At 47.4% G+C, this 23,557-nt stretch carries 30 protein-coding genes and 1 pseudogene; 23 read left to right on the forward strand and 8 right to left on the reverse strand.

Going from position 1 to position 23,557, the window contains the following annotated elements; genetic code table 11:
• Positions 1-116 precede the first annotated feature (116 nt).
• Entirely contained in the window at positions 117-2,729 is a 2,613-nt protein-coding gene (plsB, locus tag E2B99_RS12545; protein ID WP_134245393.1) for a glycerol-3-phosphate 1-O-acyltransferase PlsB, read from the reverse strand.
• 422 nt (positions 2,730-3,151) lie between these two features.
• On the opposite strand from plsB, the gene E2B99_RS12550 reads away from it, so the two are divergent.
• From E2B99_RS12550 to E2B99_RS12560, 3 genes are all read left to right on the forward strand, one after another.
• Entirely contained in the window at positions 3,152-4,213 is a 1,062-nt protein-coding gene (locus E2B99_RS12550) for a magnesium and cobalt transport protein CorA (RefSeq protein ID WP_134245395.1), read from the forward strand.
• A gap of 130 nt (positions 4,214-4,343) precedes the next feature.
• A complete protein-coding gene (locus E2B99_RS12555; RefSeq protein ID WP_134245469.1) occupies positions 4,344-5,207 on the forward strand; it encodes an acyl-CoA thioesterase in 864 nt (287 codons plus the stop codon).
• 165 nt (positions 5,208-5,372) lie between these two features.
• Positions 5,373-6,671 carry a dicarboxylate/amino acid:cation symporter gene (locus tag E2B99_RS12560; RefSeq protein ID WP_134245397.1) on the forward strand — a complete coding sequence of 433 codons (1,299 nt, stop codon included), beginning with the start codon at positions 5,373-5,375 and terminating at the stop codon, positions 6,669-6,671.
• 6 nt (positions 6,672-6,677) lie between these two features.
• Here E2B99_RS12560 and E2B99_RS15135 read toward each other — a convergent pair.
• A pseudogene (locus tag E2B99_RS15135) lies at positions 6,678-6,809 on the reverse strand (hypothetical protein); the annotation flags it as partial.
• Between the two features lie 121 nt (positions 6,810-6,930).
• Between E2B99_RS15135 and E2B99_RS12570 the strand changes: the two are divergent.
• Both E2B99_RS12570 and E2B99_RS12575 read left to right on the forward strand, forming a co-directional pair.
• Positions 6,931-7,344, forward strand: a complete 414-nt coding sequence (locus E2B99_RS12570) for a GNAT family N-acetyltransferase (RefSeq protein ID WP_134245399.1) — start codon at positions 6,931-6,933, stop codon at positions 7,342-7,344.
• A gap of 36 nt (positions 7,345-7,380) precedes the next feature.
• A complete protein-coding gene (locus E2B99_RS12575) occupies positions 7,381-8,493 on the forward strand; it encodes a metallophosphoesterase (RefSeq protein WP_134245401.1) in 1,113 nt (370 codons plus the stop codon).
• Positions 8,494-8,509: 16 nt separating this feature from the next.
• Here the strand turns inward: E2B99_RS12575 and E2B99_RS12580 are convergent, their stop codons facing one another.
• From E2B99_RS12580 to E2B99_RS12605, 6 genes are all read right to left on the reverse strand, one after another.
• Entirely contained in the window at positions 8,510-9,103 is a 594-nt protein-coding gene (locus E2B99_RS12580; protein WP_166739051.1) for a DUF4276 family protein, read from the reverse strand.
• Positions 9,104-9,108: 5 nt separating this feature from the next.
• A complete protein-coding gene (locus tag E2B99_RS12585; protein WP_134245405.1) occupies positions 9,109-10,269 on the reverse strand; it encodes an AAA family ATPase in 1,161 nt (386 codons plus the stop codon).
• Between the two features lie 51 nt (positions 10,270-10,320).
• On the reverse strand, positions 10,321-11,178 hold the full coding sequence (gene yihA / locus E2B99_RS12590) for a ribosome biogenesis GTP-binding protein YihA/YsxC (protein WP_134245473.1): 858 nt from the start codon (positions 11,176-11,178) through the stop codon (positions 10,321-10,323).
• 182 nt (positions 11,179-11,360) lie between these two features.
• A complete protein-coding gene (locus tag E2B99_RS12595; RefSeq protein WP_134245407.1) occupies positions 11,361-11,831 on the reverse strand; it encodes an Rrf2 family transcriptional regulator in 471 nt (156 codons plus the stop codon).
• A gap of 190 nt (positions 11,832-12,021) precedes the next feature.
• Positions 12,022-13,236, reverse strand: coding sequence for an NO-inducible flavohemoprotein (gene hmpA / locus E2B99_RS12600; RefSeq protein ID WP_134245474.1), 1,215 nt, complete (start codon positions 13,234-13,236; stop codon positions 12,022-12,024).
• A 129-nt stretch (positions 13,237-13,365) separates the two neighbouring features.
• A complete protein-coding gene (locus E2B99_RS12605; RefSeq protein ID WP_134245475.1) occupies positions 13,366-14,550 on the reverse strand; it encodes a PLP-dependent transferase in 1,185 nt (394 codons plus the stop codon).
• A 275-nt stretch (positions 14,551-14,825) separates the two neighbouring features.
• Here E2B99_RS12605 and E2B99_RS12610 point away from each other — a divergent pair, with 275 nt between their 5' ends.
• From E2B99_RS12610 to rplF, 18 genes are all read left to right on the forward strand, one after another.
• Positions 14,826-15,623 (forward strand): type 1 glutamine amidotransferase, encoded by a 798-nt coding sequence (locus tag E2B99_RS12610; protein ID WP_134245408.1) that lies wholly within the window; start codon positions 14,826-14,828, stop codon positions 15,621-15,623.
• 205 nt (positions 15,624-15,828) lie between these two features.
• On the forward strand, positions 15,829-16,140 hold the full coding sequence (gene rpsJ, locus E2B99_RS12615; protein WP_026472332.1) for a 30S ribosomal protein S10: 312 nt from the start codon (positions 15,829-15,831) through the stop codon (positions 16,138-16,140).
• 108 nt (positions 16,141-16,248) lie between these two features.
• Positions 16,249-16,887 (forward strand): 50S ribosomal protein L3, encoded by a 639-nt coding sequence (gene rplC, locus E2B99_RS12620; protein WP_134245429.1) that lies wholly within the window; start codon positions 16,249-16,251, stop codon positions 16,885-16,887.
• 11 nt (positions 16,888-16,898) lie between these two features.
• The gene (rplD, locus tag E2B99_RS12625; RefSeq protein WP_026472334.1) at positions 16,899-17,501 is read left to right on the forward strand and encodes a 50S ribosomal protein L4; all 603 of its coding nucleotides are present in this window, start codon (positions 16,899-16,901) and stop codon (positions 17,499-17,501) included.
• A complete protein-coding gene (rplW, locus tag E2B99_RS12630; RefSeq protein WP_026472335.1) occupies positions 17,498-17,818 on the forward strand; it encodes a 50S ribosomal protein L23 in 321 nt (106 codons plus the stop codon). Before rplD ends, rplW begins: the two co-directional genes overlap by 4 nt.
• An 11-nt stretch (positions 17,819-17,829) precedes the next feature.
• Entirely contained in the window at positions 17,830-18,654 is an 825-nt protein-coding gene (gene rplB / locus E2B99_RS12635; RefSeq protein ID WP_076877597.1) for a 50S ribosomal protein L2, read from the forward strand.
• A gap of 11 nt (positions 18,655-18,665) precedes the next feature.
• On the forward strand, positions 18,666-18,941 hold the full coding sequence (rpsS, locus tag E2B99_RS12640) for a 30S ribosomal protein S19 (protein WP_026472337.1): 276 nt from the start codon (positions 18,666-18,668) through the stop codon (positions 18,939-18,941).
• Positions 18,942-18,950: 9 nt separating this feature from the next.
• Positions 18,951-19,280, forward strand: a complete 330-nt coding sequence (rplV, locus tag E2B99_RS12645; RefSeq protein ID WP_026472338.1) for a 50S ribosomal protein L22 — start codon at positions 18,951-18,953, stop codon at positions 19,278-19,280.
• Position 19,281: 1 nt separating this feature from the next.
• On the forward strand, positions 19,282-20,079 hold the full coding sequence (gene rpsC / locus E2B99_RS12650) for a 30S ribosomal protein S3 (RefSeq protein WP_166739052.1): 798 nt from the start codon (positions 19,282-19,284) through the stop codon (positions 20,077-20,079).
• A 3-nt stretch (positions 20,080-20,082) separates the two neighbouring features.
• Positions 20,083-20,496, forward strand: coding sequence for a 50S ribosomal protein L16 (gene rplP, locus E2B99_RS12655; protein ID WP_026472340.1), 414 nt, complete (start codon positions 20,083-20,085; stop codon positions 20,494-20,496).
• Positions 20,496-20,693 carry a 50S ribosomal protein L29 gene (gene rpmC / locus E2B99_RS12660; protein WP_134245431.1) on the forward strand — a complete coding sequence of 66 codons (198 nt, stop codon included), beginning with the start codon at positions 20,496-20,498 and terminating at the stop codon, positions 20,691-20,693. Before rplP ends, rpmC begins: the two co-directional genes overlap by 1 nt.
• A complete protein-coding gene (rpsQ, locus tag E2B99_RS12665) occupies positions 20,690-20,953 on the forward strand; it encodes a 30S ribosomal protein S17 (RefSeq protein ID WP_134245433.1) in 264 nt (87 codons plus the stop codon). The genes rpmC and rpsQ overlap by 4 nt, the downstream gene beginning before the upstream one ends.
• An 82-nt stretch (positions 20,954-21,035) precedes the next feature.
• The gene (gene rplN, locus E2B99_RS12670) at positions 21,036-21,404 is read left to right on the forward strand and encodes a 50S ribosomal protein L14 (protein WP_005018345.1); all 369 of its coding nucleotides are present in this window, start codon (positions 21,036-21,038) and stop codon (positions 21,402-21,404) included.
• 9 nt (positions 21,405-21,413) lie between these two features.
• A complete protein-coding gene (gene rplX / locus E2B99_RS12675; RefSeq protein ID WP_026472343.1) occupies positions 21,414-21,734 on the forward strand; it encodes a 50S ribosomal protein L24 in 321 nt (106 codons plus the stop codon).
• A 14-nt stretch (positions 21,735-21,748) separates the two neighbouring features.
• On the forward strand, positions 21,749-22,285 hold the full coding sequence (gene rplE, locus E2B99_RS12680; RefSeq protein WP_026472344.1) for a 50S ribosomal protein L5: 537 nt from the start codon (positions 21,749-21,751) through the stop codon (positions 22,283-22,285).
• 9 nt (positions 22,286-22,294) lie between these two features.
• Positions 22,295-22,600, forward strand: coding sequence for a 30S ribosomal protein S14 (gene rpsN / locus E2B99_RS12685; protein WP_026472345.1), 306 nt, complete (start codon positions 22,295-22,297; stop codon positions 22,598-22,600).
• A 12-nt stretch (positions 22,601-22,612) separates the two neighbouring features.
• Entirely contained in the window at positions 22,613-23,008 is a 396-nt protein-coding gene (rpsH, locus tag E2B99_RS12690) for a 30S ribosomal protein S8 (protein WP_026472346.1), read from the forward strand.
• Positions 23,009-23,021: 13 nt separating this feature from the next.
• The gene (gene rplF, locus E2B99_RS12695) at positions 23,022-23,555 is read left to right on the forward strand and encodes a 50S ribosomal protein L6 (protein WP_026472347.1); all 534 of its coding nucleotides are present in this window, start codon (positions 23,022-23,024) and stop codon (positions 23,553-23,555) included.
• The last annotated feature ends 2 nt before the right edge of the window (positions 23,556-23,557 follow it).

Consider the following 23,557-nt stretch of genomic DNA (forward strand, 5'->3'; position numbering starts at 1 on the left):
GCAAGACCCGCGATGAATAACTTGCTGCTATCACAATGCCTAAAATTGTAGGTCAGTTATAAAAAAATCCCCTTGCTGAGATAACAAGGGGATTTTTTTATGGCATGAACAACAGGTTATTTACTGCGCTTGCGCCGGGATTTTTGTTTTTCCAGCGCGGCAATGGCGGCAATCACTTCGTCATCACTAAAGTTGGTGATGTGCTGCAAATGATTCATGGTGTCTTCATCCAGCACCAGACGGGCATTGTCTGCCATGTTAATCAGGGTTTCGTCAAAGAACAGCACCTGATTTTCATCCAGACGGATATAGCCTAACTGGGTCAGGGCGCCAATAAAGCTCTGGAACAACGTTTTATCAAAGAATTCCGGTGAGTTAAATTCATACAGCACCGACAGGCGCTGACCAAGCAGGTGGCTTAAGTCCTCAATCTGCTTGGCAGTCACCCGGCCGGAACCGCGCTGGCGCAGCAAAGCCAGCGTCATAAAGTAGCGTTCCAGACTTTGCTTGACCGGCGTGGCCAGTACACCTAGCTGGTTATAGCTTTCACTATTGGGTGCAGGGCTATACAGGGTTTCGCGGCCATCATCCATAATCAGCTCACAGCCAATCAGGGCTTCGACCACATGGTCAATCACGTCCGGCAAGTGATCTGCTTGCCATTTTAAAAACAGCTCGGCTTGCAGGAATGGATACAGGGTTTGGATCACACTGTTGATGTCTTCCCGGGTGATCTTGCCATTGTGTTGCACCAAGGAGGCAATGAGGGACGGGAGGATAAACAGGTGCAGAATGTTGTTGCGGAAATAGGTCAGCAACACCGCCTGATTGTCTTCAATGGCAATAATATCACCCAGCACATGATGCACACGCTTGATGAGTTTAAGCTTTAAGCCATAGCCAATAATTTCCCGGCCCGGCAGGGAAGTGACTTCAACCCGCTCATCATAGGGTGCCATTTCTGCCAGACGACGGTAGGTGTCCAGTTGCTTGATGCAGACTTCTTCATCCAGCGCATGCTTGGGCGTGGATAACAATACCAGCGACAGCAGGGATACCGGGTTAATGACGGCAGCCCGGTTAATGTTCTGCATGATTTCCTGCGCGACCGCATTCACCGCAGTCGATGCTTCTTCTGGCAAGGGCTGGTCATTACTGGTCAGGCGAATCTTGTCAGCATTATGCTGCTCCAGCATTTTATCCAGAAACACCGGCTCGCCAAAGCTGACATGCACCTTGCCGAAAATCCGCTCAATCTTGCGCGCGGCCTGAATCAGACCAAAAATGGATTCGGCTTCCTTGGGTTTGCCTTGCATTTCACCGACATAGGTGCCGCCTTCCATCAGGCGCTCGTAGCCAAAATAGGTGGGAATAAACACCACTGGCTTGCCCCCGCCACGCAGTTTGCTGTGAATGGTCATGGCCAGCATGCCAGTACGTGGACGCAGCAGGCGACCTGTGCGTGAACGGCCACCTTCAATAAAGTATTCCAGCGGTGTGTTACGCACCAGAATGCTGTGCAGGTATTCCTTGAGCACAGCACTATACAGCTCAAGCCCCTTGAACGAACGACGGATAAAGAAGGCACCACCACCGCGCAGGAACTGGCCCAGCAACGGCAGGTTCAGGTTATCACCGGCTGCAATGTAGGGAATCATCAAGCCGCGTTTGTAAATCACATACGACAGCAACAGGTAATCAATGTGGCTGCGGTGGCAAGGCGTATAAATGATTTCATATTTTTCGGCCAGTTCGCGCACGGTCTGGAAGTGATGCACTTCAACTCCGTCATACAGTTGCGTCCATAGCCAGGCCAGCCCGCGCTCAAACACCCGCACGCTGGATGGTGAGTAATCAGAAACAATTTCATCCAGATAACCTGCTGCCATTTGCTCAGCCTGCGCTGGGGTAATATTGCTGCGGATCACTTCCTGCTTGAGTGCATTTTGCACATCACGCGACTGAATCAGCCCGCTCACCACGTTGCGGCGATCGGATAAATCCGGCCCTAAAATGACTTCACGCTGCTTGGCCAGATATTCAGTCAGATTGCTGACAATATAGGTAGCCGGGGCAAGGTTGGGATATTTCACCAATGCTTCATTCAGCATCTGGCGTAGTGACCGCGCTTCATGGAATTCCAGATAAGTCTGGCGGCCATGCACGCCAATATTAACCAGTTGCTTGAGCGCACTTGGCGTTGCCCAGGAATCAGTGACCAGCAGCCTGAACCAGGATTCTTCCTTTTCAGGTGCGCGGCCCCACAGCACTGTCACGGGAACCAGTTGAATGTCCAGTTCCGGGTTTTTTTCCAGTGCTTCAATCAGCCTGAGCAGGCGAGGCGGAAAGGTATAGTTATTGGGATAAAAATTATTGCGCTGTGCCCGTTGCTGCAAAAACAAAATGGAAGCATCTTCGTTTAGCAGTGGACTATCCATGCTGTCCAGTGCTGGCGGCAATTCCAGGCGACGAGTTTCACTGTCCAGCACCAGTGCATTGCTGCGTGAATAGTTTTGCAGGATATAGCATACTGGCTGGCTGGACGTTACTCCATTTTCGGCATCTACAACAGCGGCAACCCCAGCAGCAGAAAGCTCCTGCGCTTTTATCGCGGTGGATAGCTTGTCGGTTGCCCCGGATTCACCCAAAAGCTGCGGGGTGACAAAGGTGCTCAGCAGCTTGCCGGAAACCCGACGATACATCTGGGAAAAACTATTTTTCTTTGCCATTCACTCATCCTGCCTGCTGATTCTGCTGGTTTCTGATTCTGCTGTTAATGTTGCCTGTTCAAGCAATGCATTGGTTGACTGTGCCTATTATTACCCAGCACTGCATAAAAAACCTTGACCGTTTGCATAAAATTTGCCGATAAAAGGCGCAATAACACATAGTTACTACTGGGCTTGCCAATTTTAACACTGCTCAAGCATGCCATAAGCCATTGCATCATCACATTAGCGTTTTGGATAACGCATGGTTTAAGGTAGGGCTGATTATGGAGAAACATAAACACATCCATAACGGCCATAGCACTGATGCTGTTGCCCTGAACTGCTATAACAACAGTACTGCTAAAGTGATACGCAGTTGCCGCGCTGTTTTTAATAAACTGATCTTTATAGAGTAATTCTACAGATGATCATGGTCTTTTATGATGCCGCCACTTACGCCCACTTCAAGTCTCGCCAATGAAAAAAAACCTGAGCTGCTAAACAGCCCGCGCGAGGTACACTGCCTGCTGTATGACCGCGCTAGTGGCAAGGTAGTGGGTGCAGTGGCGTTAGATCAGGTAAAGACAACACTGGCAGAACAACCGGATTACTTTGCCTGGATTTACCTGCTGCGCCCGGAAAGTGAGGTTTTGCAGCAAATCAAGCAGGATTTTGGCTTGCATGAACTGGCCATTGAAGACACCACCGCATTGTTCCAGCGCACCAAAATCGAGTCCTATGGCGATACGCTGTTTGTGGTGTTTAGTACCGTAAACCAGAATGTCCAGCAGGATAAACTGGAATTTGGTAGCAGCAATATCTTCCTGACCGACCGCTATATTATTTCGGTACGCCAAAGTGATGCACTGTGTGAAAAGCAGGTAGCCAGCCTGTGTGAAGCCAGCCCGCATCAGGTCATGTATGGCCCGGCCTATATTTTTTATGCGCTAATGAATTGTCTGGTTGAGCAATACCTGCCTGCCATTGCCCATTTGCATGAACGCTTGCAGGATTTGAAGCAAAACATTTTTACCGACAAGTTTCATCGGCAAACGCTGATTGACCTGTATGGGCTCAAGGAAGAACTCACCAACTTTTATCTGGCTGTAGTACCTACCAAGGAAGTTACCTGCTACCTGATTGCACATCAGGCGGTGGAACTGCTTGAGGTCATTCCCAATGAAGTGATTCCGTATTTTCGGGATATTCAGGACAAGGTTTTAAGCACGCTGGACATTATTCAAAGTCAAAGCGAAATGCAAAAATCAGCCATGGACATTCACATGGCACAGGTAAGCCTGAGCCAAAATGAAATCGTCAAGCGGCTGGCATCTTGGGCGGCAATTCTGGCGGTGCCGACCTTAATTTCCAGTGTGTACGGCATGAACTTTGACAATATGCCGGAGCTGCACTGGCCGGCGGCCTATTTTATCGTGCTGGTAATTATGGTGGCTATCAGCTCATTTCTGTATTATCGGCTCAAGCAGATCAACTGGCTATAGCAGCAATTTTCTCATTTCCAATCCAGTTTGCTATACTGGCCAGACGTTACTTTACAGTCATGTTTTTTGGCGGCATGCGGCCATAGTTATGTTTATGGTTAAAAAACATGAGTTATGACATGGGTTTATGATGAATCAATTAACAACCGAGCTGGTTGAGCTACTTACCCTCGAGAAGCTTGAAGAAAACCTGTTTCGTGGCATTAGCCGTAATATTGTGGGCAAGCGTGTGTTTGGCGGGCAAGTGCTGGGACAGGCGTTGCGTGCAGCGGCCATGACCACTGACCGCCCGGCCCATTCGCTGCATGCGTATTTTCTGCATGGCGGCGATATCAAGGCACCAATTATTTATCAGGTAGAACACCTGCGTGATGGCAAAAGCTTTGTCAGCCGTCAGGTTAAGGCCTTACAGCATGGCAAGGTGATTTTTACTGCGCTGATTTCCTTTGCCCCACAGGAAGAAGGCCTAAATTACCAGACCTCTGAGCCGGAATATCCTGCGGCGACCACCCTCAAAACCGAGCAGGAACTTAAGGAATCCATTGTGAATTTCCTGCCGGAAAATGTGCGGGTCAATTTTATGCGCGAGCGCCATATTGACATGCGCTATGTGAGTGTCACCAATCCGTTTGCACCGCAGCCGGAAGCGCCTTCGCGTGCGCACTGGATGAAAACCTGGGATAGCTTGCCCGATGATGAAGGCTTGCATCAGGCCATTGTGGCGTTTAGCTCGGATTTTGCCCTGATGGGAACCGGACTGATGCCGCATGGGATTAGCTTTATGACGCCCAACCTGCAAGCCGCCAGTCTGGATCACACCATTTATTTCCATAAGCCAGTGCGTGCCGATCAATGGCTGCTGCATGACATGGATGCCACCGTCACTGCCAGCGCACGTGGCCTGAACTTTGGCCGCATGTGGCAAAATGGCGAGCTGGTGGCCAGCACCGTGCAGGAAGGCTTAATGCGCGTACGGGAAACCGAAGAGCGCTAAGCGTCTATCAGCAGGGCATGTTAAAAAGCCATTCTTGGGTTTATAAGAATGGCTTTTTTATTGTTTTTAAATAAACTTTATAAAAATTCATAGCAAAAAAATATTTTACAGGGTGCCGGATTACAGCCATTATGCTTTTGCATCCAGCCACCATTAATGAGCACCATGAAACTATTTAAGTCTTTAAATACGCAAATTTTTATTGCTGCTGTCTTGGGCGTATTGTTTGGCTTATTACTGAATACACTGCCGGTTGAGTCAGCTTTTCACAGTGCCAGTCTGTATGGACTTGGTATTGCCAGCAGTATTTTTATTGGTTTACTCAAGCTGATTCTGGTGCCACTGATTTTTACTTCGATTGTGGTGGGCGTATCCAACCTGCAGGCGCATGAGCATGGGCACCGCGTGTGGAAAGTTACAGTAATCTGCTGTTTAACCACCACAACGATTGCAGTAACGATTGGTATTTTGTGTGCACACTTGTTTCAGCCGGGGCAAGGCTTGCACATTGACCTGTTCCAGCAGGCGATGAGTGGCTTTGAGGCCAAGCAACAATTTTCGCCGTCGGAATTTATCAGTCAGTTTATTAATGGCCTTCTGGTTAACCCCTTTAAGGCCATGGCGGAAAACAACGTGCTGGCTGTGGTGGTGTTTGCCCTGTTGGTTGGCGCGGCGCTAGTGGCTGGTGGCCCGCGTTATGAGGTTGTGCATGGGTTTTTAAACCAGTCGTTTCAGCTGGTGATGCACATTGTCGGCTGGATTATGTGGCTGGCTCCGATTGGCATTTTTGCCTTGATGGCCAAACTGGTTGCCAGTGAAAGTCTGGATGTACTGGGCAGCCTTGCCAAGTTTGCCGTGGTGGTGACTGGCAGTACCATTTTTCATGGTCTGGTGGTGTTGCCAGCTTTACTCTGGATTTTTGGCAGAATGTCCCCGCTGACATTTTTCCGTGGGGCGCGGCCTGCCTTGATTACCGCATTTGCCACCAGTTCCAGCTCGGCCACCATGCCGGTGAGCATGCGCTGTGCTGAGCAAAATCTCGGTGTGAATCCCGGTGTGGTGGGATTTGTGGTGCCGCTGGGGTCACAAATGAACATGGATGGCACGGCATTGTATGAAGCCGCCGCCGCGCTGTTTATTGCCAATCTGGTTGGGCTTGATTTAAGCATTGGCCAGCAGGTGGTGGTGTGCCTGACCGCCATGATTGCCTCTTTAGGAGCGCCCGGTATTCCCAGTGCGGGTATGGTGACCATGATTATGGTGCTGCAATCAGTGGGCTTGCCGGCTGAAGCCGTGGCAATTTTATTGCCGATAGACCGCATTCTGGATACCGTGCGTACTGTGGTGAATGTGCAGGGCGACATGATGATTAGCGTGGTGGTGCAACGTTTTTCTGGAATGAATGGATCAGCAACCGAAAGTACGCCAGCCGTTCAACCCTCAGTCTCAACGTCACCGGATTAACAACTATTATCGTGCTGAGAAATCAGAGGGTTTTTCCAGTGGATAAATCGCATTGCTCAGGTCATCCATTTCTGGGGCAAAAAATTTCAGCAGAAATTCGGCATCAAAATCACCAATATTCTGATGTAATTCTGCATTGAAGTAGCGCTGGTTTTTTTAATAGGAATTATCTCAATAATCATGGTTTTTCATGCTCTAAAAGCGTAACAACTTGCATCATTAACCCCTGCAATACAATACAAAAACTGAGTCTGAATCCATGCAAACTGAAATATGCCGCTTAACGGCAGATGAACACGATGCTGCGTATCGGCAAGCTGCCTATGAACTGTTACAGCAGAATGGCTGGGCGCACCGGATCAGCAGTCTTGAGCAATTTACAGCTTTGGTGAATGCCTCAGCATGTAATTTTATTGCGCTAAAAGACGGTCAGGTGATTGGTTATATTCGTGGCATCACCGATGGCTTGTCGAATGGTTATATTTCCATGCTGGTGGTTGACCCAGCCTATCGCAAGCAGGGCGTTGGCCGCGATCTGGTGCAAGCTGTCATCAATAGCGCGCCCGGTGCAACCTGGGTATTGCGTGCAGGGCATGAAGGCTCAGCCAATTTCTTTGAGAAACTGGGCTTTGAAATATCGACTATGGCAATGGAACGTAACCGCAACTCATAGATTTTCCAGATTTAAATCCTTAATAAGAGATGATGCATGCGCTGGTTGTTTGTAATAATTTTGGTAGCGTTGTTTGAGCTGTTTAGCTATGGCGCTGCACAGGGCTTGAACTGGGGGCTTGCCAGTATTTTAAGCCCGCAGTCGGCGCAGTACCTGCTTTGGGGCGTGTTTGCAGTTAGCAATGGGTTGTTGATGATTGCCATCCTGCGGCTTTTTAGCATGGGTCTTAAGCTGGCTATGACATGGCTGACTTTATTATGGCTGGTGATTTTAACCACTGTGGCCGTGGCTGGCGTGAATGTGATTCTTCGCTATGGCCTAAGTACCTTGTATCAACAGCCGTTTTACCAGAATTATGGCGTATTGCTGATGATGGTACTGGGCTTTGCAGGCCTGGTTGGTTTAAGCCTGTATAACGCCTACAGGCTTACTGTGCGCAAGTTACGCATTACTATTGATAAGCCTTTAAGTACGCCGCTACGCCTTGCCATGGTTTCGGATTTGCACCTGGGCCTGCTGGTGGGCAAATACCATTTGAATCAATTAAGCAATATTATCCAGCGTGAACAGGTGCAGTTATTGCTGATGCCCGGCGACATTATGGATGATGACATCAAGTACTACCAAGCCCGCCAGATGCAAACCAGTTTGCAGCACTTAGTAAGTCAGGTGCCGTTTGGCGTATATGCCACACTGGGCAACCATGACTTATATGGCAGTCGTGCAGAAATCACCAACGCATTGCGGCAGGCAGGCGTGCAGGTATTAATTGATGAGGGTATGCTGGTGAATCATCAGGTATGGCTGGCAGGGCGGCTGGATGACATGATCGGCAATCGCAAGGCCACAGCGGAATTAATGCCCGCAAACCTGAATCAACCGATTATTTTAATGGATCACCGTCCTAGCCATATCAATGAAAATAGCCAGCTACCGATTGATTTGCAGGTTTCCGGTCATACCCACAATGGACAGATTTTTCCGGCCAATTTTATTGTGAAATACTTAAATACCGTGGCGTATGGCTACAAGAAAATCCGTAATACCCATGTGGTGGTGAGTTCCGGCTTTGGCTTTTGGGGCGTGCCATTTCGCTTGGGATCACAATCGGAAGTGTGGGTGATTGAGATGGTAGGGGCAGGTATTTAAGTGGCTTTAGTTAAAATTATAGTTTAAATTTTTGAAGCTGTTTATAAGCACGAGCTAGACTGTCAGAATGCTCAATCGCTGATTCAATACACCAATTTTCTCTTACAAATTCAGTTAGGCGAGCATTGTATCCAAGACCAACTTTGCTTGTAATGTTAGTAGGCGAAGGTAGTAGATCTTCTTTAAGTTGACGATTACCATAGCGATTAACCAAATCAAGAAGATATTTTTTTGGATCTTGTTCTAACTCACTATTTAAAGGAATTTTATTAATAGGAGCATTAATCCAAGCTGATAGACCTTGACGGTCTGCTAATAACCAGCTTTCTGTTTCACGGACAGCAACTCGAAAGTAAAACTGTTCTGGATGATTTGGTTCAACCAACCAATCTTTGATTAGTGCAGGAGCACAAATTACCTTATCTAAGTCTGTAAGTAATAATATCGGTGCATGATGAGCAAGTTTAATAAAATTTGGTAATTTTTTTTTAAGTTGCCCATTACCGCCAGTGATGATAGGTTTAATGAGAGTATCTGGTGCTAAATGCTGAAGTAAGCGTTCGCCACAAGCTTGAGCTAAAGGATCCTCGCAGGCTAAAAAAAAATACACTATTATTACTCTGCCCAAAACCCAAGTTGATTAATCTGAGTGGGTCGAGTTTGAGGTAGTATTACCTCTGCTACTGTTAACCCCGCCTGTAAAGCAATTCTATCTTCCTCACTAACAGATTGTATAGTTGTACCTTCTTTTTCTGGTTTTAGAATAACTAAACTATTTGCATCTATTCCTTCATTACTAAGGAGGTGCTCACTATGAGTAGTGATAATTATTTGCCTACGAATTTTACGATTAGAACGCAAAATTCGGTTGATTAATAAAGGAATTTGTTCAACAACAGCTTGATTAAGTGAAAGCTCAGGTTCTTCCAGTAAGAGTAGGCCATTGCTATCTTGTAAGGACCACAATATACCTAATAATCTAAGTGTTCCATCTGAAAAGCTATCTTCACGTTGCCATCCAGCATTAGGTCGATAGTGCTCGTACCGTGCTTCTAAATGAGGGTGCCCCATTTCATCCTTAGTAAATCTCAATTCTTTAAATTGAGGGACAGCCTGTGACAAAGCATTGCCGATTTTTGCTAAACGTGCATTTCGGGTTTTTTCTTGAATTTTTGCTAAACGCTCTAAAAAGCCCTGTCCAAAAGGATCATCTTCAATCCGGTTTCCACCAATTTTTTCACTATATTTAAGAAGTTGAGGTACTAAGTGTAAATAAGTAATATTAGAAAAAAACTCAGCAATGTTTCTAAAATCTTTATTAGCACGAGTTTGCTCTAAAGCAGTCTCAGTTAATAAAAGTTGGTCCTTTTTATCTTCAGCATTAGGTCTTTTGAGTAAACGGTGACCTCCTTGCCATACTTCTTCACATGAAACAAAGGTGCGGTGTTTACCTTTTCCTTCAGGTTTAAATCCTAAGATATACTGCCAACTAATATACTCATCATCTGGCTTATCAACAAAATTAATTTCAATCTTAACTTCAGTATCCTGACGTGCATGTAAACATCTAATTTTGGGAACTGTACCTCGATCATTGACCGCTTTTTGTAAACCACCACCTTCAGGTTTTGCAATATCTCTTAAAAAGCGGAATACGTCTAAAAAATTAGACTTACCAGCTGCATTCGCTCCTAAGATATAAGAAACGTCAGCTAACTGCGCATCAGCTTGGCGAAAATTCCGCCAATTTTTTAGTTTTACACTTTTGATAAACATTTTTAGCCTCTAATTCCACAAGATTCTAACAGCACTATTTTAATAAATTCCTTAATCCAGATCCTCATCACCCACTTCAGGGATGTCGTCAATATTAATGCCTTCAAGCCTAACCGCATCAATATTAGTATCAGGATGCAATAAGCTGCTTTCTTGACTCTCTAAAGTATTATCCATCGGATTAATGGCCTTACCGTCTTCATCCACCACATAGTTCAGGCGACCCGCCATCACCATGGCCAGTTCTTCCAGACCCAGCTTACTTAATGATGAAAACAGCTGAATGGAAAAATCCAGCTTCATTTTTTTCAGTTCTTTTTTAACATCCAGCAAGGCAGCGCTGGCAGGCCCACGGTTCAACTTATCGGCTTTGGTGAGCAGGATATGCACAAACAAATGCCGATCTTTGGCCCATTCCAGCATCATGCGGTCAAAGTCCTTTAATGGGTGACGCACATCCATCAGCAACACCAGACCGGTCAGGCTCTTGCGTTCAATCAGGTAATTTTGCAGCTCTTTTTGCCAGACTTTTTTCATTTCTTCCGGTACAGCAGCATAGCCATAACCGGGCAAATCCACCAGACGCTGGTCGGGATTGCCCAGGCTAAAAAAGTTGATCATTTGCGTGCGACCCGGACGCTTGGAAGCCCGCGCCAACTGATTTTGATCGGTAATACAATTGATAGCACTGGACTTGCCGGCATTGGAACGACCCGCAAAGGCAATTTCAAAGCCAGTATCCTCCACACACAAATTAAGCTTGGGTGCACTCATTAAAAACTCAGCCTTGCGTAACCAGCTTAAGGCACTGAGGGCATAGGCAGAGGTTGCCGTATTTTCTTTTTTGGCATAAGAAATCGGCTTGAAGTCGTGACGCTGAAACTTGGGTATTCTGGCTTTAGGGCGCATAGTCAAACAGGGCTCTAATGATCTGGGAGAGTGTTATCTGAACGGTATGAGGTGAGAAAATCATCTGGGTGCAGTATAAAGCCTTTTGCACGGCCTGTGTTTTTTCTTCGTGGCCTGTAGCGGGGATTGGTCAAGGATAGTAAAAACCGATTTAATGTCTAGCAGCTTAATGTGTGCCAGTACTACTGCGCCAGCATTAAATCCAGCACCGGAATGCGGTTATCGCCCTTGATAGCCTGTTGCAGTGGCGTTTTAATCATGTCGGCTAACGTGTATTGATCCAGATAATCAAAAAACACCTGCAAGGCTTGATCCAGCGCTGGTTTGAGCGCACAAATGCTAATCAGGGTGCAGGGTGTGCTATGGCAGTCTACCAACTGAATTTGCTGCTGGGTATTTTGCTCCAAGGTTTTAATCACCTGACCCAGCCGGTATTCACTGGCAGGACGTGCCAGACTAATGCCGCCACCCTTGCCACGTGTGGTTTGTACCCAGCCTTGTTTGCCCATAAAATGCACCACCTTCACCAGATGGTTATGCGACACCATAAGCTCATCTGCCATTTCACTAATGGTAAAAGGCGTAGGACGGGGCGGCTGGGTCAGATAAATCAGTACCCGCAAGCCAAGATCGGTAAACCGGTTTAATTGCATGATTCAGGTACACAAGGGTAGAAGAGGCAAAGAACACAAGATTCAGGGAACAACACAGGTTGCTTAAAATAAAAGCAGGGTTAATCCTATCACAGATTAACCCTTAATCGCCGATAAACTAAATAAGCCTTCTAAACAATCAGTCGCTCAAATGCAGTTCTGCTTAATAGCCGTAGTGATTTAACAGCCCTTAGCTAAAATGCACACCACCAGTACCAAAGGCTTCACTATGGATTTGCTCAGGCTTAATCCCGCGTGCCACCAGTGCCTTGTGCTGTTCATGCATAAAAGGAATCGGGCCACACAGGTAATAATCGGCATCTACTGGCAATTGTTCAGCCGGTAATTCAGCCAAATTCAAACGTCCGGCATGGTGATAATCCTGACCCAGTACATCGCTTGACTGGGGATGCTCATAGGCAGTCCACAGGCTCAGATTCGGCTGCTGGGTTTTAAGGTCATTTAAATGCTGCTTCATGGCATGTACCTGACTGCCCCGGCAGGCATGAATAAAATGCACGGGTTTTGGCATGTCCAGACTCACCAAATGATTGAGCATGGCAATCATCGGGGTTAAACCTACACCGCCACTAATCAGCACATTGGTTTTATGGCTGTCAAATAGGAAGAAGTTGCCAGTCGGTGCAGTCACTTCAATTTCATCATTTTCCTGCATCGCATGCAAAGTATTGGATACCCAGCCGCCAATTTTGTCACCCTGTGCATCTTCACGCTTCACGGAAATGCGCAAATGATCGGCACGTGAGCTATCCGACAGGCTGTACTGGCGCGGCTGCTTGTGACCCAGTTCCGGTACGGTCACACGCACGGAAATGTACTGACCAGCCTGATGCGGCGGGAGTTTGCCACCATCGCTAGGGATCAGGTAAAACGAGGTAATTTCACTGCTTTCTTGAACCTTTTTAGCAATCTTGAACTTGCGCCAGCCGAGCCAGCTGCCTTGGGTCTGCTCGTGTTCCTGATAAATCTTTTGCTCAGTTTCAATAAACACATTGGCCAGTTGCCCATAAGCCGCTGCCCATGCGGCAATCAGCTCATCTTCCATCGGCACTTTCAGTACTTCACTAATGGAATGCAGCAGGTTTTCACCCACAATATTGTAATCCGGTGCCTGAATATTCAGGCTCACATGCTTGTGCGCTACCAGCTCAATCACGGGTGCCAGCACAGAAGGGTCTTCAATATTTTCGGCATAAGCCAGCACCGCGCCTGCCAGAGCCTGTGCCTGTGCACCACTACGCTGATGCGCCAGATTAAACGTTTCCTTCAAGTCCGGGTTGTTGGTCAGCATGCGGTTATAAAAATAGCTGGTTAAGGCAACCCCGTGTTCACGCAATACAGGAACAGTGGCTTTAACGAGGTCTTTCTGGCTCTGGGTTAACATGGCAAGCATCTCTGGCTGTGCTATAAGATGTATATAAAATACATCTTATAAAATCCAGCTGTCAATCTTAAATTCCATAATTTTTTTAAGTGTTTAATTGAATCAACTTAACTCATTGATAAAAATTAACTAAATTTTTTGCAGTGCCTGTTGCAAATCAGCCACAAGATCATCAATAGCTTCTAGTCCAATGCAAAAGCGCACTAAAAGTCCTTCGTAATGATGGCCAGGTTGCCGCATGTGCTCCAGTTGATAAGGCATCACCAGACTCATCGGGCCACCCCAGCTATAGCCCAGCTTGAACAACCGCAGGGCATCACAAAATGCATCCACCTGTTGCAGGGAAAATTCAGGTTTAAACAGCACGCTCACCAGTCCTGCTGCGCGATTGCTTTCACCACACACCTGTTGCCAGAACGCATGTCCTTTAGCATCAGGCAGGGCAGGGTGCAGTACCTGTGCAAAACAATCCTGCTGGCTTAGCCACGCTGCCAGTTGCCGCGCATTGCTATCTTGCTGCGCATAACGAAGCTGAATACTGGGCAGGCTACGAATAATCCGCTCGGCATCATCACCGCCCACGCCAATGCCCTGTAAGGTATGGGTACGCAGCACGGCCAGATGCAGGTTGCGTTGCCGGGTTACAATACTGCCCATCAGGACATCAGCGCCGCCACTGGGATACTTGGTTAAGGCATGCACGCTGATATCGACACTCAGGTGTTCTGCTGAAAAATCAAACGGGCAAAAGGCCAGCCCGGCGCCCCAGGTGTTATCCAGTACGGTCAGCACATTGGCTGCCTGTGCCTTTTCTACCAAACCCACCAGATCAGGAAATTCCAGCGTCACTGAACCAGCTGCTTCCAGCCAGATCAGCTTGGCCTTGGCAGAGGGCGTAAAGCTGCTGGCATCCAGCGGGTCATACAGAAAGTAATCAATGCCAAACTGGGTTTTAAGCTGTCTGATCAAATCCTTGTTTGGCCCGTAAATATTATCAGGCAGCCAGACTTCATCGCCCTGCTGTAAAAACGTAAAGTTCACCAGATTAATGGCAGACAGCCCACTGGGCGCCAAAATGCAATACTCACCGCCCTCAAGGGCAGCAATCCGGTCAGCCAGCGCATAGGTGGTTGGCGTGCCATGCAAGCCATAGCTATAGTCGTAATCATCCTGCCAGCTTCGGTTGCGCATGGCCTGCGTCGACTCAAAAAACACTGTAGATGCCCGATAAACCGCAGGTTGAACCGACCCAAACTTTTGTGGCACCTGTTTTTCAGGATGAATCAGGCGGGTAATAGCACAGGATTTATCCATTTTATTTTCAAGAGTAGCATCGTGACGGGGCTGAACAGAATCGGGCATGACAAATCCATCAAACAAGGTTTACTGCACGCTAAATAAATAACACCATTCTGGCAAGTTTTAGCAGTTTTATTTTTACTCCATCAATTCAAGACGGCTCTGTCATATAGACTGCAAATTGGCAACGGTTTTAAAGGAAAAGATAACACAGTCACAAAAGCACACATGGTTTAATGGCTGTTTAATAATGAGTTCAGCGCACATACTGACTAGCCGGAGGTAAACTGATGCAGACAGCACTACGGGTTCATTATTTCCAGCATATCTTGCACGAAGGCTATGGCAGCCCGGAACATTATTTAAAAGAAAAAGGCGCAGTATTCAGCTATACCGAATTTTTTGCACTGGACAAAGGCCAGCAGGCCAGCAATTTGCCCAGCACCGATGAGATTGATTTACTGATTGTCATGGGCGGGGTGATGAGTGTAAATGATGAAGCCACTTATCCCTGGTTAAAACAGGAAAAGCAGTGGATTCGGGAATTCATGGCCAAAGACAAGCCAGTCATTGGCTTGTGTCTGGGTGGGCAACTCATTGCTAGCAGTCTGGGTGCGCAGGTTCATAAGAACAAGTATGAAGAAATTGGCTGGTGGTCGATTTTCAAGGTTGATGGGGCTGCCCAGCATGATCCGTCACAGCACATTTTTGATTTTCCAGACGACCTGATTGCCTTAAGCTGGCATAACGAAACCTTTGAGTTACCAGAAGGTGCGGTATTACTGGCCGGCAGTGCAGCCTGTTCAAGGCAAGCCTACCAGTACAAGCACAATGTGCTGGGCTTCCAGTTCCATCCAGAAATCACCCCAGTCAATCTGGCATTGTTCCTGGAAGAAAAGCCGGATATGGAAAACAAGGACGGAACCTATATCCAGTCATTCCATGAACTGATGGCCACCTCGCTCGATACCTTTAAGCCTGCAAACGAAATGCTCAACCGCGCCATTGATTTTGTATTGCAGGCTACTGCACAGGCACAAAGTCCCAATTCTGCCAAAGCCGCTAAAAACAACGTTCAGCCCACGTAAGTTTGCTTGCTTTTAAGCCAGTTTGTCCCTACAATAGCCAGCCTTCGAGAAACTTGGTTTTCTCAAGCGGCTGTGTTTTGCCTGTCAAAACCAGCCATGACAGTCGTGGCATCGTTCACGACCTTAGTGATTTTCACTGCCTTTGACCCTCAAGCTTGAGGCGCGTCAAGGGTGATTCTTTATTATTTGGCTTGGAGTAACTGGTATGGCTAACCAGAGAATCCGTATCCGCCTGAAGTCGTTTGATCATCGTCTGATTGATCAGTCTGCCCAGGAGATCGTAGAGACCGCTAAGCGCACTGGTGCGCAAGTTTGCGGCCCGATTCCGATGCCTACTCGCATCGAACGCTTTAACGTACTGACTTCCCCACACGTCAACAAAGACGCGCGTGATCAGTATGAGATCCGTACCCACAAACGCATGGTTGATATCGTACAGCCAACTGATAAAACAGTTGATGCGCTGATGAAACTTGATCTTGCTGCTGGTGTAGACGTACAGATCGCACTGGGCTAATCCTCGATTAGTTGGTGCAGTGTTAAGGCTTTCGGTAAGTTGATGCAACTAAATGCTTTTCTAAATAGCAAAACTGCTCAACAAGCCGCTTTTTAAGAGGTTAAACAAATGGCTATTGGTCTAGTCGGTCGTAAGTGCGGTATGACCCGTATCTTCACAGAAGCCGGCGTCTCCGTGCCAGTCACGGTGATCGAAGTCGATCCAAACCGTATTACTCAAATCAAAACACTGGAAACTGATGGCTACCAGGCTGTGCAGGTTACCACTGGCGAACGTCGCGAATCTCGCGTCGCCAACGCCCAGAAAGGTCACTATGCCAAAGCAGGTGTTGCTGCAGGTCGTGTTGTGAAAGAGTTCCGCGTTAACGAAGCTGACCTTGATGGTCGTGAAGTTGGCGGTACTATCGGTGTGGACGTGTTCACCGTAGGTCAGATCGTTGACGTTACTGGTCAGAGCAAAGGTAAAGGCTTCCAGGGTGGTGTTAAGCGCTGGAATTTCCGCACACAAGATGCAACTCATGGTAACTCGGTTTCTCACCGTGTACATGGTTCTACTGGTCAAAACCAGACACCTGGTCGCGTGTTCAAAGGCAAGAAAATGGCCGGACACATGGGTGACGAGCGTGTAACCGTACAAGGTCTTGAAGTGGTATCTATTGACACTGAACGTTCTGTTCTGGTGATCAAAGGTGCTGTACCCGGTTCGATTGGTGGCGACGTTATCGTTCGTCCGACCATCAAGGCCTGAGGGATATTAACGTGAATCTGAAGACTGTTTCTGGTGCAGCTGTTGAGCTGTCCGACGTTGCCTTCGGCAGAGAATTCAACGAAGCCTTGGTACACCAAGTAGTAACTGCTTATCTGGCAGGTACTCGTCAAGGCTCTAAAGCACAAAAATCTCGTGCTGAAGTTTCTGGTGGCGGTAAAAAACCTTTTAAACAAAAAGGTACTGGTCGCGCCCGTGCGGGTTCTATTCGTAGCCCGATCTGGCGTGGAGGTGGTAAAACTTTTGCAGCCCGTCCTCAAGACTGGTCTCAAAAAGTAAACCGCAAAATGTATCGTGGTGCGATGCAATGTATTCTGGCTGAACTGGTTCGTCAGGAACGTTTGGTACTGGTTGAAGATATTGCTGTATCTGCACCAAAAACCAAAGAATTGCTTGGCAAACTAAACGACCTGAATGCAACTCGTGCATTAATCGTGACTGATGCTATAGATGAAAATCTGTATCTGGCTGCGCGCAATATTCCTCACGTTGACGTGGTGGATGCTGCTGCTGTTAATCCAGTTAGCCTGATCGCGTTTGATAAAGTTGTGATGTCCGTAAATGCTGCCAAGAAACTTGAGGTAGAACTAGGATGAATAACGCACGCTTGTATCAAGTCCTAAAAGGACCACACTACTCTGAAAAAGCTCAGGTACTGGGTGACACCCTTGGCGTTCAAGTGTTTAAAGTTGACGTCAATGCCACCAAGCTTGAGATTAAAAAAGCGGTTGAAACTCTTTTTGGTGTTCAGGTTGAATCTGTCAACACACTAAACCAGAAAGGTAAAACCAAACGCTTTGGCCGTACTGTTGGACGTCGTTCTGACAGCAAAAAAGCATACGTCACCCTGAAAGCTGGCCAGGATGTTCAAATGGCTGACTTGGGCGATACCGCTGAGAGCACAGCGGAGTAAGGACGAAAATTATGCCTATTCAAAAATGTAAACCAACGTCTCCAGGACGTCGCTTTGTAGAGAAAGTGGTTCATCCACATCTGTTCAAAGGCCGCCCTCTGGCTGCGTTGACTGAAAATAAGAAAAAAACTGGTGGCCGTAATAACAACGGTCATATCACCACACGTCACGTAGGTGGTGGTCACAAGCAGTTGTACCGTGTAATCGACTTCAAACGTACCAAAGATGGCATTCCAGCCACTGTTGAGCGCATTGAATATGATCCTAACCGTACCGCACACATCGCACTGTTAAAGTATGCCGATGGCGAGCGTCGCTACATAATCGCCCCTAAAGGCCTGAATGTTGGTGATAGCGTACAGTCAGGTAATGATGCGCCGATCCGTACTGGTAACTGCTTGCCACTGCGCAACATGCCACTGGGTTCTACCCTGCATAACCTTGAGCTGAAAATTGGTAAAGGCGCGCAATTAGCACGTTCTGCCGGTACTTCTGTTCAATTGCTGGGTCGTGATGGTAGCTACGCAATCATCCGTTTGCGTTCTGGCGAAATGCGCAAAGTGCATATCGAGTGCCGTGCAGTTCTGGGTGAAGTTTCCAACTCGGAAAACAACCTGCGCTCACTGGGTAAAGCTGGTGCAAGCCGCTGGCGTGGTGTTCGTCCTACCGTTCGCGGTATGGCAATGAACCCGGTTGATCACCCGCATGGTGGTGGTGAAGGCCGCAACAAGGGTATGCATCCAGTAAGTCCTTGGGGTCAAAAATCCAAGGGTTATAAGACTCGTAGCAACAAGCGTACGACTAACATGATCATCCGTGATCGTCGCGTCAAGTAAGGAATTAGAATATGCCTCGTTCTCTGAAAAAAGGCCCGTTCGTCGATGCGCATCTGTTTGCCAAAGTCGAAGCTGCTGTAGCTGCCAACTCTCGCAAGCCGATCAAAACCTGGTCACGTCGCTCGATGATTCTGCCGGACTTTGTGGGTCTAACCCTCTCTGTTCATAATGGTCGTAACCATGTTCCTGTGATTATCACTGAACACATGGTTGGTCATAAACTTGGTGAATTTGCGCCAACCCGTACCTATCGCGGTCACGGTGTTGACAAGAAATCCAAACGGTAAGGTGTCAAAATGGAAGTAACTGCTAAATTACGCGGTGCGGCCATCTCGGCCCAGAAAGCTCGCCTGGTCGCTGACCTGGTCCGTGGCAAGCCGGTTGGACGCGCACTTGAAATTCTGTCATTCAGCAATAAAAAAGCAGCTGTTCTGGTGAAAAAAGCACTGGAATCTGCAATTGCGAATGCAGAACACAACAATAGCTTGGATGTTGATGATCTGAAAGTTTCTACAATTTATGTAGATGAAGGCATTACCTTAAAGCGCATTTTACCGCGTGCTAAGGGTCGTGCAGATCGCATCAGCAAGCGTACCTGTCACATCACCGTTAAGGTAGGGGTTTGATATGGGTCAGAAAGTTCATCCAATCGGTATCCGCCTTGGTGTAGTGAAGCGTCATAACGCCAACTGGTATGCCAATCCAAAAAACTATGCTGAATATTTGCTAAAAGACCTACAGGTTCGTGATTTCTTGCACAAGAAATTAAAAGCTGCCATGGTTAGCAAGATCCTGATTGAGCGTCCTACTGGTGCTGCCAAAGTCATCATTAGCACTGCCCGTCCAGGTATTGTCATTGGCAAAAAAGGCGAAGACATTGAGAAGCTGCAACGTGAGCTGACCCAGATTATGGGTGTGCCTGCACAAGTCAGCATCAATGAAATTGACAAGCCTGATCTTGATGCCCGTCTGGTTGCTGAAAGCATTGCTTCCCAACTGGAAAAGCGTGTGATGTTCCGTCGTGCCATGAAGCGCGCTGTACAGAACTCCATGCGTGCTGGTGCCAAAGGGATCAAGGTTGAAGTATCTGGTCGTCTGGGCGGTGCAGAGATTGCCCGTACCGAATGGTATCGTGAAGGCCGTGTGCCATTGCATACCCTGCGTGCAGACATTGACTACTCAACCATGCGTGCTGAAACAACCTACGGTACGATTGGCGTTAAAGTATGGATTTTCCGTGGTGAGATCCTGGGCGGTATGCGTCAGGTATTGAATCCGGCTCCTGCTGATGAGCGTCAGCCTAAGCGTCGTGGTGGTCGTGATGACCGTCGTAACGAAGGCCGTAATGATGGTGAAAACCGTCGCGGACGTGGTGAAGGCCGTGGACGTGGTGAAGGCCGCGCTGCTGCAGACAAGGGAGAATAATCCATGTTGCAACCAAAACGCACCAAATTCCGTAAAGTGCACAAAGGCCGTAACACTGGTCTGGCAAATCGCGGAAGCACAGTCGCATTTGGTACGATTGCGCTGAAATCTGTTGAGCGTGGTCGTATTACAGCTCGTCAAATTGAAGCTGCTCGTCGTGCCATTAACCGTCGTGTTAAACGTGGCGGTAAAATCTGGATCCGTGTATTTCCAGACAAGCCAATTACTCAAAAGCCTTTAGAAGTCCGTATGGGTAAAGGTAAGGGTAGCGTGGAGTACTGGGTTTGCGAGATTCAACCTGGCAAAATCCTGTACGAAATGGAAGGGGTTTCAGAAGAACTGGCTCGTGAAGCGTTCACACGTGCAGCAGCCAAGCTTCCGTTCAAAACCGCTATTGTGACTCGGACGGTAATGTAATGAATACCAAAGATTTACGCGAAAAATCGGTTGAAGAGTTGAATGCTGCGCTTGATGAGCAACAACTGAATCAATTTCGTCTACGTATGGCGAAAGCAACTGGTCAACTGGGCAAAACGCACGAAGTGCAAGTTGCCCGTAAAGCCATTGCACGCATTAAGACTCTCCTCACCGAGAAACAGGGGAACGGACAATGAGCGAACAAAATACTCAACGTACGCTGACTGGCAAAGTGGTTAGTGACAAAATGGAAAAATCCATTACTGTCCTGATCGAGCGCCGGGTTCAGCATCCTGTGTATGGCAAAATGATCCGCCGTTCCACGAAGTTACACGCCCATGATGAAAACAATGTTGCCAAACTTGGCGATATCGTCACCATCAAAGAAAGCCGTCCTATTTCTAAAACCAAAGCCTGGACTTTGGTTGAAGTTGTAGAAACAGCTGGGCAAAACTAGTTCTTATTGCATCATCGGTTAAATTCAGGTAGCATTTGCGCCTTTCGAATTGACCGATGATGCTCGGTTTTGGAGTAGGGCAATGATTCAGACCGAAACGATGCTCGACGTGGCAGACAACAGCGGCGCTCGCCGTGTTCAGTGCATTAAAGTACTGGGCGGTTCGCATCGTCGTTACGCTTCCGTTGGCGACATTATCAAAGTGACCGTGAAGGAAGCAATTCCACGTGGTCGTGTCAAGAAAGGCGATGTAATGAACGCAGTTGTCGTTCGTACAAAATTCGGTATTCGCCGTCCGGACGGTTCTCTGATCCGTTTTGACGACAATGCTGCCGTGTTGTTAAACAACAACAAGGCACCGATTGCCACCCGTATTTTCGGGCCAGTGACTCGTGAACTTCGTACTGAACAGTTCATGAAGATCATCTCATTGGCACCAGAAGTTCTGTAAGAGGCAGTCATGGCGAAGATCAAGAAAGGCGATCAGGTTATCGTGATCGCAGGTAAAGAAAAAGGCAAACAGGGTACTGTTCTGTCTGTTACTGGTGACCGTGTTAAGGTTGAAGGCCTTAACCTGGTTAAGAAGCACAAAAAAGCCAACCAGGCTACGGGCGCTGAAGGCGGTATCGTAACCCAGGAAGCTGCGCTTCATATTTCTAACGTGGCGGTTTTTAACGCTACAACCCAAAAGGCTGACCGTGTTGGTTACCAGATTGATGAAAACGGCGTTAAAACCCGTATTTACAAATCAAATGGTGAATCAGTGGCGGTAGCGAAGTAATAGGTTGATCGGCAATGGCCAGACTTAAAACACGTTACAACGAAGAAATCAAAGCCCAGTTGCAAGAGCAATTAGGCTTGAAAAATGTGATGGAAATTCCTCGCATTACTAAAATTACCCTAAACATGGGTGTTGGTGGCGCAACTCAAGACAAGAAATTGTTGGAAGGTGCGGTATCAGACATGACGTTAATCGCTGGTCAAAAGCCGGTGGTAACACATGCACGTAACTCTATTGCCGGTTTTAAAGTCCGTGAAGGATGGCCAATTGGCTGTAAAGTTACGCTGCGTGGTGATCAGATGTACGAATTTCTGGATCGTCTGATTTCTATTACTATTCCGCGTATTCGTGACTTCCGTGGTTTTTCGCCTAAGTCTTTTGACGGTCGTGGTAATTACTCACTGGGTCTCAAGGAACAGATTGTATTCCCTGAAATCGAGTTTGATAAAATTGATCGTATCCGTGGTATGGACATTACTGTTACTACTACTGCCCGTACAGATGACGAAGGCCGTGCACTATTGCGTGCGTTTGGCTTCCCGTTTAAATAAGAGGTCAATATGGCTAAGAAAAGCATGATTAATCGCGAGTTAAAGCGCGAAAAAACAGTTGCTAAATATGCTGCCAAGCGCGCTGAACTGAAGGCAACTATTGCTAACGGTACTGCAAGCGATGAAGAGCGTATGGATGCAATGCTGAAACTACAGGCATTGCCACGTGATGCATCTCCTGTTCGTCAACGTAACCGTTGTGGTTTAACAGGCCGTCCGCATGGCTATTTCCGCAAATTCGGCTTAAGCCGTAACATGTTGCGTTTAATGGTTATGCAGGGTGATGTCCCTGGCGTGGTTAAGGCAAGCTGGTAAGGAGCAACATACATGAGTATGCAAGATACCGTTGCCGACATGCTAACCCGTGTTCGTAACGCACAAATGGCAAAGAAAGCAACTGTTTCAATGCCACAATCCAAATTGAAGCAAGCCATTGCTGGCGTGCTTCAGTCTGAGGGTTATATTGCCAGTACTGAAGTTACCGATGTTGAGGGTAAACCAACACTGACGCTGACCCTGAAATACTTTGAAGGCAAGCCAGTTATTGAAACCGTGAAGCGTGTGAGCCGTCCAGGTTTGCGTCAGTATCGCGGCAAAAATGACTTACCACGCGTTAAGCAGGGTTTGGGCATTGCAATTGTTTCAACAAGTAAAGGCATCATGACTGACCGCGCTGCACGTGCTGCTGGCGTTGGCGGTGAAGTGATTGCTTTTGTTTCCTAATAGGTGATTCCTCATGTCTCGTGTGGCTAAAGCCCCGGTTACTGTACCCTCTGGTGTTACAGTAACCCAGAACGGCCAGCAGGTCGAAGTGAAAGGCAGTAAAGGTACACTGGCTTTCAACCTGCATGCGCTGGTCGAGCTAAAACAGGAAGACGGTAAAGTTCTGATTGCTCCAGCAAATGATAATCAAGAAAGCTGGATGCAGGCAGGTACCGCTCGTGCCGTTTTAAATAACTTGGTGACTGGTGTTAGCAACGGTTTCGAACGTAAGCTGCAATTGGTTGGTGTGGGTTATAAAGCTCAGGTAAAAGGTACTGTTGTAAACCTGAACCTGGGTTACTCGCATCCGATTGATTTCCAACTGCCAGAAGGCGTGACTGCCGAAACCCCAACTCCAACTGAAATTATCCTGAAGTCTATTGATAAGCAGGCGTTGGGTCAGGTAGCTGCTAACATCCGTTCTTTCCGTCCACCAGAGCCTTATAAAGGTAAAGGTGTACGTTACTCGGATGAAGTCATTCTCCGTAAAGAAGCTAAGAAGAAATAAGG

The organism is Alkanindiges illinoisensis (assembly GCF_004377485.1).
Taxonomy (GTDB): domain Bacteria; phylum Pseudomonadota; class Gammaproteobacteria; order Pseudomonadales; family Moraxellaceae; genus Alkanindiges; species Alkanindiges illinoisensis_A.